Annotated in this window: 9 protein-coding genes; 5 read left to right on the top strand and 4 right to left on the bottom strand. The window is 55.3% G+C overall.

The annotated features are described in order from the left end of the window. Positions 1-132 precede the first annotated feature (132 nt). Together ACTJI7_RS07815 and ACTJI7_RS07810 are read left to right on the top strand one after the other, a co-directional pair. The gene (locus ACTJI7_RS07815; RefSeq protein ID WP_440670008.1) at positions 133-1,734 is read left to right on the top strand and encodes a glycosyl hydrolase family 18 protein; all 1,602 of its coding nucleotides are present in this window, start codon (positions 133-135) and stop codon (positions 1,732-1,734) included. Between the two features lie 63 nt (positions 1,735-1,797). Next, positions 1,798-2,325 carry a cytochrome b gene (locus ACTJI7_RS07810; protein WP_324662935.1) on the top strand — a complete coding sequence of 176 codons (528 nt, stop codon included), beginning with the start codon at positions 1,798-1,800 and terminating at the stop codon, positions 2,323-2,325. On the opposite strand, the gene ACTJI7_RS07805 is transcribed toward ACTJI7_RS07810, so the two are convergent. Next, positions 2,288-3,484: a hypothetical protein gene (locus ACTJI7_RS07805; RefSeq protein ID WP_440670006.1), complete on the bottom strand. Its 1,197-nt coding sequence runs from the start codon at positions 3,482-3,484 to the stop codon at positions 2,288-2,290. The two genes, ACTJI7_RS07810 and ACTJI7_RS07805, sit on opposite strands and share 38 nt — an antisense overlap. Before the next feature lie 167 nt (positions 3,485-3,651). Between ACTJI7_RS07805 and ACTJI7_RS07800 the strand changes: the two genes are divergently transcribed. Beyond that, positions 3,652-3,870 (top strand): ANR family transcriptional regulator, encoded by a 219-nt coding sequence (locus tag ACTJI7_RS07800; protein WP_120247323.1) that lies wholly within the window; start codon positions 3,652-3,654, stop codon positions 3,868-3,870. 45 nt (positions 3,871-3,915) lie between these two features. Next, complete coding sequence (locus tag ACTJI7_RS07795) at positions 3,916-4,665, top strand: prepilin peptidase (protein WP_440670003.1); 750 nt, start codon at positions 3,916-3,918, stop codon at positions 4,663-4,665. A 117-nt stretch (positions 4,666-4,782) separates the two neighbouring features. Here the strand turns inward: ACTJI7_RS07795 and ACTJI7_RS07790 are convergent, their stop codons facing one another. The 3 genes from ACTJI7_RS07790 to ACTJI7_RS07780 all read right to left on the bottom strand — a co-directional run bounded on the left by ACTJI7_RS07790 (position 4,783) and on the right by ACTJI7_RS07780 (position 9,127). Further along, a complete protein-coding gene (locus tag ACTJI7_RS07790) occupies positions 4,783-6,549 on the bottom strand; it encodes a lytic polysaccharide monooxygenase (protein ID WP_440670001.1) in 1,767 nt (588 codons plus the stop codon). Positions 6,550-6,565: 16 nt separating this feature from the next. Further along, positions 6,566-7,003, bottom strand: a complete 438-nt coding sequence (locus tag ACTJI7_RS07785) for a hypothetical protein (RefSeq protein WP_100170728.1) — start codon at positions 7,001-7,003, stop codon at positions 6,566-6,568. Between the two features lie 378 nt (positions 7,004-7,381). Continuing rightward, positions 7,382-9,127, bottom strand: a complete 1,746-nt coding sequence (locus ACTJI7_RS07780) for a S8 family serine peptidase (protein WP_440669999.1) — start codon at positions 9,125-9,127, stop codon at positions 7,382-7,384. Positions 9,128-9,842: 715 nt separating this feature from the next. Here ACTJI7_RS07780 and ACTJI7_RS07775 point away from each other — a divergent pair. After that, positions 9,843-16,565, top strand: coding sequence for an inverse autotransporter beta domain-containing protein (locus tag ACTJI7_RS07775; protein ID WP_440669997.1), 6,723 nt, complete (start codon positions 9,843-9,845; stop codon positions 16,563-16,565). Positions 16,566-16,605: the final 40 nt, after the last annotated feature.

Genomic DNA, 16,605 nt, shown 5'->3' with positions numbered 1-16,605 from the left:
TTATAAGACATATCCAGGCTGACGAGTTTTAAATCTGCTGCTGCAGTGAGCTGTTCTCCTGTTTTCAGGGAGATGAATATCCTATCTTGCGGGACAGGATTTCATTATTAAACCTGGAGCAGGATATCTCCCATGTTAAAGAAAAATAAAATATCTCTGAGCGCTATCGCCGCAGGCCTGGCGTTAAGCGGAATGCTGGTCAGCACGTTTAGCCATGCGGCCGCAACCGACGCCGCCTCACAGATGCCGGATATCAGTCAGAAAAAAATTCTCGTAGGTTATTGGCACAACTGGGGAATTAACCCCGAAGAGATAGACAAAGCGCGCGGCTATCAGGGAGGCTTACCTTCTGATATGTCGCTGCGTGAAGTGCCGAGAGGCTACAACGTCGTCAACGTCTCCTTCATGAAAGTTATGGATGGGCAGAGCGGGAATATTCCCACCTTCAAACCCTACAACGCGAGCGATGAGGAGTTCCGTGCTCAGGTTGCAGAGCTGAACGAGCAGGGGCGCGCAGTGTTGATTTCACTGGGCGGCGCTGACGCGCACATTGCACTGAACAAAGACCAGACTGAAGCGCTTGCAGCGGAGATTATTCGCCTGACCGATCGCTATGGTTTTGATGGTCTTGATATCGATCTGGAGCAGACGGCCATTACCGCGGCTGACAACAGTACGGTGATCCCGGCAGCGCTGAAAATGGTGCGCGACCATTATCAGCAGCAGGGCAAACACTTCATCATCAGCATGGCGCCAGAGTTCCCCTATCTCCAGGCCGATCGCGGGGTCAACTACAAAGCCTACCTGCAAAATCTTGAGGGCGTGTATGACTTTATCGCTCCACAGTATTACAACCAGGCGGGCGACGGCGTGAATATGATGACGCAGGAGGAGAAGGACGAAGTCGGTGAATGGTGGCTGCCGCAGGAATGGGGGAAGGGCTATAGCGACCGTCAAAAAGAGCTTTTCCTTTACTATCTCACCGACAGCCTGGCAAACGGGACGCGTGGTTATGTGAAGATTCCGGCGAACAAGCTGGTGATTGGTCTTCCGGCCAACCCGGATGCGGCAGGAACCGGCTATGTGCGAGACGCGCAGAGTGTCTTTAACGCACTTTCGCGACTGGAAGCGAAAAATGAAGCGCTAAAAGGGCTCATGACCTGGTCAGTGAACTGGGACAATGGCAACACTAAAAATGGTCAACATTACGGCTATGAATTTCTGAACCGCTACCAGAGCATCCTTGACGGCAGTCTGCCGGATGGGGGCGACGAAACGGATACTCAGGCGCCAACACAGGTGCAGGGCGTGCAGGCCATGCTGAAGGGGCAGGATGTTTCGCTCAGCTGGCTGCCAGCTAAGGATAATACGGGCGTGGCGGGGTATGCCATCTGGCGCGGTCTGGAAAAGATCGGTGATACCCATGAACTCAACTTTACCGACACCCAAACCCAGCCTGGCATGAGCTATCGCTATACGGTCATCGCCTATGATGCAGCCAACAACTTCGCTACGCCGAGCCAGCCGGTCAACGTTACCGTGCCCGATAATGACGATGGCGGAGGCGAAGAGGGCGGCCAGGGCGGCGACGTTACCCCATTCACGCCGGGCAAACTCTATGCCGTAGGGGATAAAGTGCTCTATGAGGGCAACGTTTATCGCTGTCAGATTGGCCATACAGGTGCCAGCCATTGGTCGCCGGATCGGGCCCGCAACTTGTGGGTAGCTGAATAACCTCTTTCTTAAACAGCATGGCTTCGCAGGGAGCCGTGCTGTTTGTTTTCCAGGACAACGACTATGCAAACTTCTCTGGTTATTGCCAAACGTTACGATCGGTTTTCTCGCCTTCTGCACTGGGTGGTCGCAGCCGTCATTATCTACGCGATGTGCATGGGCTATATTCTGCACGCGCTGGAAGGAACCCGCTGGTTTACCTTCTTCTCCGTGCTGAATATGTCGCTGGGTACCATCGCCACGCCTATCATGATGGTGCGCTTCGTCTGGCGTTTCTTCCGCCCTTCGGTGCCCTATCCGGCAACGGTAGCCGGACGTAAAAAACAGCTGGTGGTATTTATTCATGAGCTGTTTTATCTGACCATTATGGTGGTGCTGATTAGCGGTTTTCTGATGCTGCAAAAAGACTACAACCTGTTTGGTCTGGTGCCGGTTTCCCGTCCGATTGCCATCGCCGAAGTGAATGCGTTTTTCTTCCAGGTGCATCGCTATAGCTGCATTCTGCTGGGTGTGATTCTGCTTGGGCATGTCGCGGCGGTGTTGAAATACACCTTTAGCGGGCAGCGGGAGATTCTGCAGCGGATGCTGTGAGAAAGAGGCTCACTCCCCCCATCAGATGCGCGGTGTTGCCGATCCTGTGAAACATCACCATCCCGCGCATCTGCCTTCCGTGCAGCGTTTGCAGAACAACTTCCCGGGCAAAGCTGCTTTCACGTTGCTGTGAGTACCAGGCGCGAAAACCGGGCAGGAACGGCGTATCGCAGTGTGCCTCCAGTAGCGTCAGGGTGCTCAGCGTCTTTTCCTCATCAGGGAACAGCGCTTCCGTACTGCCTTGCCAGTGGATCTCCTCCTCTGGCATCGAGAGGCGAAACACGACGCAAGAACCCGTCTGCGACAGGCGAATAATGATGGCACTGGTGCTGGCCGCGAGCGCCTGTTGCTGTTGGATCCAGCGGCGGTACTGATATAAACAGTTGGCAAAAATCGCCGAAAATACCAGGTACCACTGCGCCTGCCAGATTGCGGGGATGAGATCGGGCGTTAGCGTGTAAAAAATCCCTTCCCGCTGCTGGGTCGCCAGCACCACAATCAGGTATTGAATGAGCAGCAGAGCGCCAACGCCGCGCCCGGAGAGCGCAAACACGCTCAGTAAAACCACCGTCGTTTGCACCAGCAGCAGGTTTAGCCCCTGCCAGAGCGGTGGCAGGAAAAAGTACCCCGTCATCAGCACCAGGGTATTCGCGGCAAGGAGCAGAGCTTCCCGCCCGTTAAACCGCGGGTGCGACGGCATTTTGCTCTCACGCAGCAGCGGCAGAATGGCGAGAATGCCGGTTAATGCCGCCAGCACCCAGGAAAAAAAATGCAGAGGCGCAATCGGATACCCTGAGAGTAACAGCGCCAGATTAAGCAGCAGGCTGCCGCAAAAAATGCTGAAGATTAACTGCAGGGGGTAGATCAGTTCACCAATAATCGGCCTGCGCGCAAAACGCAGCGCAGGCAGTTGCGCATTCAGACGAAAGACGGCGACGCACAGCGGAAATATCGCGACGTCGAAGAGGGCGAACAGGCACGCCAGCGTGAGCGGGCGGCCTATCCAGACGCCAGCAAAAACATGTAGCAAGCCCGCGGTAGCCAGCCACAGCGGCCACTCTCGCGGGGCCGTCAGCCATAACGCGGCGAAAAGCAGCGGCGCCGGGAGCCAGAGCGTGGTGGAGAGGCTCCAGCTATCCCGCGTATGAAAGCTCAGCAATGCCAGCAGGATATAGAGACCCGAAAAGGCCAGCCAGCGGATAATATTGGTAATCAGCGTTGTTCTCCCACTGAGGCATTCAGCGTTATTCAGGTATTTATCATTTTAAGCTCAATTATTTTATCGTCGCTATTGATACGCTGGGATTTTTTCTAAAGGGCTTAACGATGGACTGGCAAAGCGACAAACGCGATCCTGCTACCCTGTGGTTTTCACTTTCTTCACGAGCGGCAGAACATGAACAGGGAAAGGAGTGGCATATCGCGGCATTATTGTGGAAAGAAGCGGCACAATATGCAAAAGCGCATCTGAATATTGAATGGGCGAACTTGCGCGGAGACTTTTGTACTTTACGTGCAAACAGGCTGCCTAAATATAACGAGTAGTCTCTGCTATTATCGGAGATTGCATGTCCCTCAGAGTGTGGAACCATGGTTGAGAGTGTAATACTCGTTTTTAGCGTTTTTCTGGGCGCCATTATCGGCAGTTTTTGCAATGTCATCATTTATCGGCTCCCCTTGATTCTCCACGGTGAAGCACTCTCTTTATCGTGGCCTGCTTCCCATTGCCCACGCTGTAAACACCCCATTAAATTTCGCCACAATGTTCCTCTGATGGGCTGGCTGCTGCTGCGCGGGCGCTGCGCCAGCTGTTGTCAGGCGATATCGTGGCGCTATCCGCTGGTTGAAGGGCTTATGGCGCTGCTGTACGGGGTGATTATCTGGCAGCAGGGCGTCACGCCGCAGAGCCTGTTCGACCTGCTGGCGGTGACGTTTTTGTTGCCGCTGCTGTTTATTGACCTGCGCACCATGCTCCTGCCCGACCGTCTGACGCTTCCGCTGCTGGTGATGTCGCTGGCGTTTGCCGTCAGCGGCTATAGCCGGGTGGAGCCAACGCAGGCATTAATCGCCGCTCTGCTGGGATTTGGCGTGCCCTGGATGCTCTCTTTGCTGTTCCGTTTATTGCGCGGCCATGAAGGGATGGGGATGGGGGATATGAAACTGCTGGCGGCGATCGGGGCGTGGCTTGGCCCGCTGGCGCTGCTGGATGTTTTTGTTGCCTCGACCCTGCTGGCGCTGATCACGGCGCTGATTCTGTTGCGGATCAAGCCCGGTCAACCGTTTCCCTTCGGACCGTATCCGATTATCGCCGCGATAGGGTGGGTGATCTTATATCGATAAAAAAGCGCCGGAACGAAGGGGCGATTTCCGGCGCAAAAATGATAACGAAAGTGTAGGCAGGGAATGATAATGTGAGGCGCGGGTCAGTGAAGACCCGGCCAGAGTTAACTCACCGTATTATTTGCACTCTTTAGGCATGTTGGAAGCACCTTCTTTTTTCCAGACGCCCCACTCGCCATCGGAACCAGGCTTAACGCCTCGGGTTTCCCAGCTGTTCAGCCAGATGTTGCCCTCATAGCTCACTTTTTCACAAGGTGTCTTGTAAGTCTTGCTGTGATCCCAGGCTTTTACATCGGTTTGCGCCGGGCGCAGCTTGATCACCTTCGTTGCCGTGGAGACTTTACCGGTATCAGGTGCCGTCACTTTCACCTGCAGCGTCACGTCCACATTGTCGGTATACGGATGTTTACCCATGAGGTTGGTGCTGAAGTTATTTGGTGACGAGATCTGAATCTTATCGGCGTGATTCAGTGCGGACCATTCAATTTTTGCCCCTTTTAACGAGTCATTGTTTTTGGACACGACGGCGGCAGCAATAACGTCACTGCCAACGATGGTGTCCTGGTTGTTGCCCGTATTGATCTGCACATCAGAAGCCTGCTGCGCTTCCTTCACGGTCACGGTGATATCGTCGGTGCTGGTTTTGCCATTTTTGGCCGTCACCGTCAGGCGATAGGTCACTTTACCGATTTTGCCGGGCTTAATCAGCGCGCGGGCTTTTGCCGCGTGGACGGTTGAAACCCATTCGCCACCGTTAGCGACCTGCAACGCACCAATGTCCTGTCCTGAAACGATAGTCCATTGGTATTTTTCAGCATTGACGCTTGCGGAACCGTTAAGGTCATAACCACGTGATTCACTGTTGCTGTGAACGGTGAAGTCACTGCCTGCCTTCGCCTCCGGTGCCGTGCTATCCGCCTCAGCTTTGGCATTCAGGGTGACGGTTTTTGAATCACTCACGTTTTTATCATTGGTGACGGTCAGCTTCACGTTGACGGTAAAATCGCTCTCAGGTTTAGCCTTCAGGCGAATGCTGGCTTTAGCACTGGTGCTGTTTTCCAGAATGACCTTATCGGCATTGCTGGTGACAGCCCAGCTGTACTTCAGCTCTTTCCCCGTTGAGGCGCTACCGTCCAGCGACAGCGTGCTGGTTGACAGGTTATGACTGGATGGCGTGACGCTGGCCACCGGTTTGGTAATGACTTCACCGCCAAAATCGACGTCAATCATCTGATAAAATGCGTTATCGGTATCGCGCACGCGCCAGACGGCATAAATTTTCTGCTTACCTTCACGCTCCGGTACGTCGCAGGTGTGGGTTTCGAAGCCTGTCGGGAGCGAAATATCGGCCGACGGGTTGCCTGGCGCATAGGTATAAACCTTATGGCAGAATGGCTTATCTTCAAACATCGCCCTGGTAAGGCGCGAATCCGCACCCGGAACAGACTGCCAGTCCGGCTTAGTGATGTAGTAGGTAAAATAGGTGGTGCGGTGCTTAGCCGGTAAATGCCATTTAAACTGGTGCGGACCCGCAGACATCGGGTTGTTGTAGGTATTCTGCTTTTCGTCATCAAGCTTGCTGAAGGCGGGAGTTGCCGTTGAACCACCGCTTGCCAGTTTTCCATCCGGCGGGAACTGGAATAGCTGTTCGTTGGCGATCGGGGTTGGGCTCATATCGTTGCCAGCCGGGAGCTTCGGCGCTTCCACGGCGTCAGCAGGCCAGACGTTACTATGCTCACCTTTATCGTTCATCGGCGGGAAGTGAATCACCGAACGTGATTTTGGTTCAAAAACATAGCCATGCGCCAGTGCGCCCGTGGAATACATACCAATCAATGCCACGGCTAACGCCGACGTAATATTATTCATCTTGAGTAGTTTCAAAATAATCTTCCCTGAATTAATTGAAGGACACTTCTACGTGACTGAGAGGGTTGTTCTGTTTGGCATACACCTTATTTGGCTCTGACTCATCAGGTGTAATCTCGCCGTTGCTGTGCCTGAAACCGGCACGCAGTTCGGGGTGCTGCTGGTTGATAGCCTGGGCGAGGGCGTAGGACCAGTGAGCCTCTTCGCCAGCAAGAATGGTGACGCGCGTTTCCAGATTTGGCAGTTCGGTTCCGTCGTTAAAGAAGCGCGCACGAATCGTTTGCCCCTCAACCACCTTCACTTTTGCACCGTTGACGGCGCGTTCCAGCGTGCCTAGTTCTTTCATGCAGTTCTGGTGACCCTGTTCGCAGTTTGCCGATGGCGAGGTCGTAGCGGCGTTAGCTGAAACGCTGACGCCCGCCCCTGCCAGTAAAGCGGCAAGGACAAAAGCAGATCCTGTTAATTTCATAAGTTCCCTTATTTATTACTGAACAATAACGAAAAGTTAATCTCACCTGCGGCGCAGGTAAAAAGGCGTTATTACCGTGTGATAACAGGGACAAATAGTAACGGGAGGAGATAACCGGCTTGAATAAGAGACTTCTCTGAGCAATTAAGAGTCGGGGAGTTTCGGCAGAGAAGAGCGACCGTTCGTGCTGTAAAGAGGGCGGAGCGCGACAGAGTATGAAATAGTACTGCCAATTTCAGTCCTTGACGCATATTAATAAAATCTGAGCGAGTACGGAGTTTAAGAAATGACGTTTTTACGGTTGTCCTGAGTGTTGAATTAATAAAATAAAGCCTGGCTTATATCCAGGCTTTACTATTATGTTAACCAAAAGGGTTTTTAAGGGCAGCTATTATTAGCTGCATCCGACGTTCGCCATGCCCCCCACTCACCGCCGCTTCCTGGCTCTTCTTGTCCTGCGTTGACATACCACTGATTCAGCCAGATTTTGCCGTTATGCGATACGCGGGTACATTTCACCGGGTAGGCGATCCGCGGGTTATACGCTTCTGCGCTGTCATCAGGAATATCAGGTAACTGTGGTTTTTTCACCGTTACGGTGATCTTCTCAGCGCTCACGCTTCCGTCTTTGCCGGTGACGGTTAACCAGTAGGTTGCTTCTCCGTCTGTATTGGCAGGAATGAGTGCCCGGGCGGTAGGCCTTGAAACTTCACGTACCCAGCCTCCGGCATGTTTCTCCTGTAGCCAGAATGTGCCAGTACTGTTTTTGTCGATAGTCCATTTCCAGGAGACGGCATTCTTGCTGGCGCTCCCGTCTAACTGATACGCACGGGAAGAATCGGTCGTGCCGGTAACGGTAAAGCTTTCTCCCGGCACTGCCTTTACTTCCTCCTGTTCTTCCTCTTTGAGTTCCAGAATCCTGGCTACCGCTTTTGCCATATTGGGGTGAGTACCTACTTTCGCTGAATCCCCCGCAGCTAAAGGTGTACCGGTTTCCTGGAGAATGGAGCGCATCTGTTGAGGCGTGACGGTGATATTGTGCGCTTTTGCAATGGCCGACAGGCTGGCGACCACGCCTGCGATAATCGGGTTCGCGGAGGACGTGCCGGAGAAACTTGAGGTGTATTCCGCATTTTTTATGCTATGCAAACCGCCGTAACCCGTAGTAACCACATCCCAGCAGCCCCAGCTGGCGCTGGTCACACGTGAGCCATAGGTGCTGAAAGAGGCTTTTTTGCCATTGTTTGCACAAAACGCGCCCGCAATGATCGCGCCGGAATCCCGCTTTTTAACGTCAAATTTTCCATTAAATCCGGCGTGATCGAGGTTGATATTGCCATTGCCTGCCGCCTGAATCACGTGCACGCCCTTATCCGTCAGCGCTTTTATCACGTCATAATAGGCTGGAGCGTTTTCCTGGGGGACATAGCAAGAGGAGGTACAACCTGTCACATCTCCTCCGCCGGTCTGCATACCTATTTGCACCACATCTCCTGCCTGGAGTCTGGGGATCATATTGTAGAGATTATTGGCCTGCCATTTGACGTATCCCATACGGACGTTCCACGTCAGGCCTTTGATGCCCGCATTGATATCTTTCGCCGCCATAATCCCGACGGAGCTGGTGTCGTGATCTTCGCCTGGCGTATAGCGCATATCACCTTCATGGAAATCGATCGGCGGCAAATTCACATGGCTGGTATTCCATGCGTTGTTTTCCATTGAGACCAGCGAAATGCCGCTACCATCGTGCCCTGAATACTGACTTACGCTGTCGCGATTAACGCCACCCATATAGTAGCCGGGCCGTTTTTCATCTGGCGATTTGGTGTAATCCTGCAATCCACGAAAATCCGGGACGGTGGCCTGGCTGGTACTGTTCAGGGCATAGCTCAGCCCGGAATAGGGCGGCAGGTCGGGAGCCGTGACCCCCTTTTCCAGCGACACCGGCATGGATTCCGGGTAAGCCAGCTCAATATCTTGTCGCGCCGCCAGTTCATTAATTACGTCATTGATATATGCCGCGTCGTGTTGCTTATCGGCTGGCAGGGCTATACGTAAATAACGGTTAAAGCCGTAGCGTTCATTAAGCGCATCCATCTCGCTTAATTCACTGCTGCGCAAATGATTTGCCGTAAATAACGGACTCACGGCGAGGGTACTGTCGCGTAATGAAAAGGGTGAAGACTTATTAAGCGTTGTACCGGGTTTTAATTTCACGATAACGGAGAGATACGAAGTGCCTTCCCAGGCTTGCTCGTGCGTGACGGAATTTTGCGCAAAAGCGGGGGCACTCAATAGTGCACAAATAAGCAGGGCCAGTCCAGTTTTATTCATGTCAACGATCTTCCTTATTAAATGACATCCAGAGTATTGCTGGGATCATCCTGCCATTAGGGGAAAACCTGCATAAGAAGACGGTCAGCAATAAAATTGCGAGGTGTCTGTTCCATGTTAAGAATTACCTGCTCCGGAAAATATACGGCTGAAATTGGGCTGAGAAATTTATGAAGCAGGCTGAAAGAGTTGTTAAACATCAACACCTAAGCATTTAATTTAATGAGGGACGGAAAATCTCATGATCATCTCCTGATTACTGTATGGAGTTTAGGAATTATCTGGATCTTAATATCGCTAACCAGGGAGTTTAATTAATTAGGGATGCGTCACAATGCCCAGTGTTTCGTACTGTTCTTTACGTCAAAAATTATCCGTGTGGATAATCCTTTTACATTATTTATTTTCCATCTTTTTGCTCACGGTTCCCCCCGTCGCGCGGGCGCAAACTGAAACTCACGCAACCATTGAAAGCGAAAGCAATCAGCCCCTGCGGGATAAAATGGCTGGCATGTGGGGAAGCGCCCAACAAAACGGCGCGGGTGATGCCCTGCGCGGTGCGGCAAATAGCGAGGTGAATGCCGCGTTAACCCAGGAAGTGGAAGCGTGGTTAAACAATATCGGCGGGAAAGCCCGCGTTACGGCAGACGTCGGTATAGGCGGGAGCGATAGCCGCGATTTCGGGCTGGACTATCTGTGGCCGGTTAAAATCTGGCAACACGACATTCTGTTCACTCAGATGAGCGCACACCGCTGGAACGAGCGCGATATCCTTAACGTTGGCCTGGGCTGGCGACATACCTTTAACCCGCATCTGATGGCGGGTGGAAACCTCTTTTTCGATCAGGATGTCACGCGGCACCATAACCGAATGGGGGCCGGCGCCGAGCTGTGGAGCGATGGGATTCGTGCGTCCGCGAACTACTACCTGCCCCTGAGCGGCTGGCGTCATTCTGACGACAGCATGTTTAATGATGATCCCGACCGCTATGAACTGTATGAACGTGCCGCCCGCGGCTGGGATCTCAATCTGGAGACGGCCCTTTCACAGCACGTCGCGCTTAAATTGGGCTGGTTCCAGTGGTATGGCGACAAAGTGGACGTTAACGGCAGCCGCAGCGAAGCCAGCCACAATCCTCACGGGCTTAACCTCGGGCTTAAGTGGCAACCTGTGCCGCTGGTAGGGGTCAGCGCGGAGCAGAGCATGATTAGCGGGCAGCGGGATAACTTCTCTGTGGGTCTGAATTTCCACTGGGAGTTTGGCCGAAAACTTTCCGAGATGCTGGCAAGTGAAAATGCGGCGGCTTTGCCATCGCTCATGCAGTCCCGCACCGAGTTCGTTACCCGTAATAACAACATCGTTCTCGCCTATAAGCAGGAAGAAAAAGACAGACGTCTCTATTTCAGCCCGACGGAAAAAACCACGCAGGCTGGCGTGCCTTTGCTGCATGCGGTGAAAGGTGGGCAGGGGGGCGTCATTCGCTACACCTCCTCCAGCACGGCGATCGCGACCGTGGAGCCGGGCAGCGGTCTGGTGAACCCAACGCATCGGGGCGATGTCACCATCACCGCGACGGAAACGTCACCTGTCGATCCGGAGCACGTATTAAGTTCCGCCAGCTATCACCTGACCGTGACGCCGGGCGATTTTGCCCCTTCCGTCGAGGGCGTTGCCATTAAGGGGGACATGTCGCCGGGCCAGATCCTGGAGGGGAGTTATCTCTATAAAAGCAATGAAGGGGAGGATGAAGACCCCGAGAAAACCCGGCTGCGTTGGTATGACGCAGATTCAGGCGAACTGCTCAAGGAAGGGAGTGCCACGTATGAAGTACAAACGCGCGATATGGCCCGAAGCGTGGTCTTTGAAGTCACACCGTTCAACAAAAAAGGGATACCAGGGGAGAGCGGAACGGCGAAAATTACCGGGAGCGCAACGATAACCACCCTGCGTATCGATCATCTGCTTTCACCCGGTGAGATCCGCCGTGACGGCAGCGTGAAGTTCTTCGAAGAGAGTCACGGTGCGTTGCTGGTGTTAGCCGAGGTGAAAGACGGTCAGGGCTCCCCTCTGACCGATCAGATGGTGTACTGGCAGAGCAGGAACTCGCTTGGCTCGTTATCGCAAAACAGCGTACGTACCGATGAGCACGGTCAGGCGCTGGTAAAAATTGAAAACATCATGGCGGATGGTGAAGATGAAATTACGGCCTCACTGATCCCGCCAGGCGGGATCCAGACCCAGAGCACCGCCAGTGATAACAATGTTCAGCAGGAGAAGATGGCGCTGGTGGTCGATTTTGCCCACCCGCTTGCCATCCGCTTCGTGGCCTCTCCCGAGCGCGCAGAAGTTGCCACGGAAAAGACGTTCACTATTGAAGTTACCGATCAGGATGGTAAGCCTTTGACGGTTGAGAAGAACGTCACGTGGAGCAGTAACGGTGAAACCCTGAGCGGCAAAACGGATAGCGAGGGAAGAGCATCCATCGCACTTATCGCGCCGCAAAAAGCAGCAGAGAAGTGGGTGGTGAACGCCACGGTAGATACCGTGAGTAGCCCGTCAGCGCCCGTAAGCCTTGAGCCAGGGCCGGTGGCAAAAGTGGTGCTGGACGTCCCGGAAAACGTGGTCGCAGGCAGTGAGGATAAAGCCGTTAGCGCGCAGCTGTATGACCGGTTTGATAACGCGGTTATCAGCCGTAAGCAGGCCATCACCTGGCGGATAGAAGGGAGTCAGTTCCGGGAAGCGCCTACCGGAGACAGCGATGAGCACGGTATTGCCAGTGCAACCATCGTAGTACCTGAAAAAGCGCCATCGCAGGTGAAAGTCTCCGCCGGTGATGAGCAGAAGATCGTCAATGTGACTGTCGGGAAGGTGAATCATGTTGAGCTTAAAGGTACCCCAGATACGCTGAATGCCAATGGGAGCAGCACTTCGACGCTGACCGCCATCGCGCTGGATGAGCACAACAATAGCGTACCGGACGCACCCGTAACGTGGTCGTTAATCACGCAGCAGTTTGGCGCGCTGAGCAACGCGATCGAAAAAACCGATGCAGAAGGCAAAGCGACGGCCACGTTTACGACCGCATCCGCGGGGGGCAATGCGCAAATAGAGGTCGACATTGGCGGCAAAAAACAAGCGACGCAGCTGACGCTCAACGGTTACCCGATTATCCGCAGCATCACGCTGAACCAAACCGCCGGGCTGAAGGTGGGCGATACGGTAAGCGTGGAAAAGGTGGACGTGGAGCAGAACGGCGGCGGCGAGGTGACGCTGAGCTACCAGTGGCACCGTGACGGTGGCGCGATCGATGCCGCCACGTCAGACAGTTATCACCTGACGGAGCAGGATACGGGTGCGACTCTCTTTGTGGTGGTGACCGCGACCAACGATGCCAAAAATGAAGGCGATAAGGCGTCGTTGAAAACGGAGCCGGTGGTCGGGAAGGCGTCAGATGTTACGGTAACCGCCAGCGCGGACAGCGTGGATGCGAACGGGCTCAACACCATTACCTATACCGCCACGGCGAAGGATCGCTTCGGCCGTGCGGTGGTGGGCGAGGCGATTGTCTGGGACATCGACAAGCCGGAGCTGGTGAGCCGGGGAGAGGCAAGCGCCGTCACCGGTACAGAAGGCACGGGAACGATGATCGTCACCGCGAAAAATACCGGCGGAAACATCACGGTGAGCGCCACGGTCAACGGCAAAAAGGGCGAGTCCGGCGTGGCGCTGCAGGGGATTCCGACGATCAAAAGCATCACGCTGAACCAAACCGCCGGGCTGAAGGTGGGTGACACGGTAAGCGTTGAGAAGGTGGACGTGGAACAGAACGGCGGCGGTGAGGTGAAGCTGAGCTACCAGTGGCACCGTGACGGTGGCGCGATCGACGGCGCCACGTCGGACAGTTATCACCTGACAGAGCAGGACACAGGGGCAACGCTGTTTGTCGCGGTAACCGCCACCAACGCGGCCAAAAATGAGGGCTATAAGGCGTCATCAAAAACGGAGCCGGTCACCGGGAAAGCGTCAGCCGTGACGGTCACTGCCAGTGCGGCCAGCGTGGAAGCTAACGGGCTGAACACCATTACCTACACCGCCACGGTGAAGGACCGCTTTGGCCGTGCGGTAGTGGGCGAGGCGATTGTCTGGGATATCGACAAACCGGAGCTGGTGGCTCGGGGGGAGACCAGCACCATCACCGGAACCGGAGGCGTGGGGACAATGACCGTCACCACGAAAAATACCGGTGGAACCATCACGGTGAGCGCCACGGTCAACGGCAAAAAAGGCGAATCCGGCGTGGAGATTTACGGCGCGCCGTTGGTGACAGACCTGCATATCTCCGGCACGCCGAAGGTGGGGCAGACCCTGAGTGCGGAATACACCTTCTCGGCAAACGGGAGCGGTGCGGATGCGTCCACCTACCAGTGGCAGTGGAAGGACGGAGAGACATGGAAGAATGCGGCAGCCGCTGGCAATACGGCACGAACGTTCACGCTGCCGGACAGCTATGCGGGCTACAGCGTGCGGGTGGTGGTGACGCCGAAGGGCAGCAGTCACCCGTCGCTGACCGGAACGCTCCAGGAGAGCCAGGCGGTTACGGCTTACGGCACGCCAGCGGTGGAGGACGTGCGTACATCCGGCACGCCGGAGGTAGGACAGACCCTGAGGGCGGAATACACCTTCAAGGCGAACGGAACCGGTGCGGATGCTTCAACCTATATCTGGGCGAGGTATGAGAAAACCAGCTGGATGCCGATCGAGGGGGCCAACGACCGGGAATACACCCTCCAGGCGGGAGACGCGGGTTACAGCATTAAAGTAACGATAATACCGGAGGGCAGCAGTCAGCCGTCGCTGGTCGGTGCGGTGCAGCACAGCCCGGCATTAGATGTTTACGGTGCGCCATCGGTGGCAGATCTGCACATTTCCGGCACGCCGGAGGTGGGGCAGACATTGAGGGCGGAATATACCTTCACGGCGAACGGAAGCGGTGCCGATGCCTCAACCTATATCTGGGCGAGGTATGAGAGAACCAGCTGGATGCCGATCGAAGGAGCCACCGGCCGGGAATATACCCTCCAGGCCGGAGATGCGGGTTACAGCATTAAGGCGGTGGTGACGCCGACGGGCAGCAGCCAGCCAGCACTGGCCGGAGCGGTACAGAGCAGCCCGTCGGTAGACGCTTATGGGGCGCCGTCGGTAACCAATCTTCACATCTCCGGCACGCCGAGGGTGGGGCAGACCCTGAATGCGGAATACACCTTAACGGCAAACGGGAGCGGTGCGGATGCGTCCACCTACCAGTGGCAGTGGAAGGACGGTGAGACCTGGAAGAATGCGGCCGCCGCTGGCAATACGGCACGCACGTTCACGTTGCCGGACAGCTATGCGGGCTACAGCGTGCGGGTGGTGGTGACGCCGAAGGGCAGCAGTCACCCGGCTCTGGCCGGAGTGGCGCAGGAAAGTTCAGCGGTCGAAGTATATGGCGCGCCGTCGGTGTCGGGCCTGAAGATTTCCGGCACGCCGAAGGTAGGGCAGACCCTGAGGGCGGAATATACCTTCAAGGCGAACGGAACCGGTGCGGATGCTTCAACCTATATCTGGGCGAGATATGAGAAAACCAGCTGGATGCCGATCGAGGGGGCCAACGGCCGGGAATACACTCTTCAGGCGGGAGACGCGGGTTACAGCATTAAGGCGGTGGTGACGCCGACGGGCAGCAGCCAGCCAGCACTGGCCGGAGCGGTGCAGAGCAGCCCGTCGGTAGACGCTTATGGGGCGCCGTCGGTAACCAATCTGCACATCTCCGGCACGCCGAAGGTAGGGCAGACGCTGAGGGCAGAATACACCTTCACGTCAAATGGAAGCGGTACGGATAAATCCACCTTTATCTGGGGGAGGTATGAGAAAACCAGCTGGATGCCGATCGAGGGGGCCACGGGTCGGGAATACACCCTCCAGGCGGGAGACGCGGGTTACAGCATTAAAGTGACGGTAATTCCGGAGGGCAGCAGCCAGCCTCAGCTGCAGGGCGATACACAGCACAGCCCGGTGGTGGATGCCTATGGTGCGCCGTCAATAACCAATCTGCATATCTCCGGCACGCCGAAGGTGGGGCAGACCCTGAGTGCGGAATACACCTTCACGGCAAACGGTTCCGGGACGGACGCCTCCAGCTTCCAGTGGCAATGGCAGGATGGTGCAACATGGAAGAATGCTGCAGGCGGCACGGCAAGAACGTTTACGCTTCCAGACAGCTATGCGGGCTACAGCGTGCGGGTGGTGGTAACGCCGAAAGGCAGCAGCCAGCCGTCGCTGACCGGGGCGGTACAGGATAGTCCGACGATGGCAGCCTATGACGCGCCGTCGGTAACGGGCCTGAGGATCTCCGGCACGCCGAAGGTGGGGCAGACCCTGAGGGCGGAATACACCTTCACGGCAAACGGGGCCGGTACGGACATCTCCAGCTTCCAGTGGCAGTGGCAGGATGGTGCTGCATGGAAGAATGCCGCAGGCGGCACGGCAAGCACGTTTACGCTGCCGGACAGCTATGCGGGTTACAACGTGCGGGTAATGGTAACGCCGAAGGGCAGCAGCCAGCCGTCGCTGACCGGTGCGGTACAGAACAGCCCGGCGGTAGCGGTGTATGGTATGCCGTCTGTGACGGGGCTAAGGATCTCCGGCACGCCGGAGGTGGGGCAGACCCTGAGGGCGGAATATACCTTCACTGCAAACGGGGCCGGTACGGACGTCTCCAGCTTCCAGTGGCAGTGGAAGGATGGCCAGACGTGGAGGAATGTCGCAGGCGGCACGGCAAAAACGTTCACGCTGCCGGACAGCTATGCGGGTTATGACGTGCGGGTGGCCGTGACGCCTAAAGGTTCAGGGCAGCCGTTATCTGGCACTCAGGCCTTTAGTGGTGCTGTTACCATAAGATCTAAGCCTGCGCCTTTCGTTACAAACCTGGGTTACAGCGGCAGTACCGGAGCCTGTAACAGAATAACGGCAACCTACACCTACAACGCTAATGGCGGTGCATCTGAAGGCAACACGATATTTCAGTGGAAGTGGGGAAGCACCGTCGTTTCCAACATAAAAAGCGTTACTTTAGGCTATTGGGGGGAAGTCACGCTTTATGTGACGCCCGTTAATAAGGACGGTATCAGAGGAAAGACGGAATCAAAAACGTTTAAAAATACGGGCTTAAGTAGCTGTGATTGGTAAACACGTTAATTCATTCTGAGGTGTTTTTGTAAACAAGGGG

Source organism: Enterobacter sp. 22499, assembly GCF_052044815.1.
Taxonomy (GTDB): Bacteria; Pseudomonadota; Gammaproteobacteria; order Enterobacterales; family Enterobacteriaceae; genus Enterobacter; species Enterobacter bugandensis.
The sequence above is the reverse complement of the archived record's forward strand: the minus strand, read 5'-3'. Positions and strand labels throughout refer to the sequence as shown.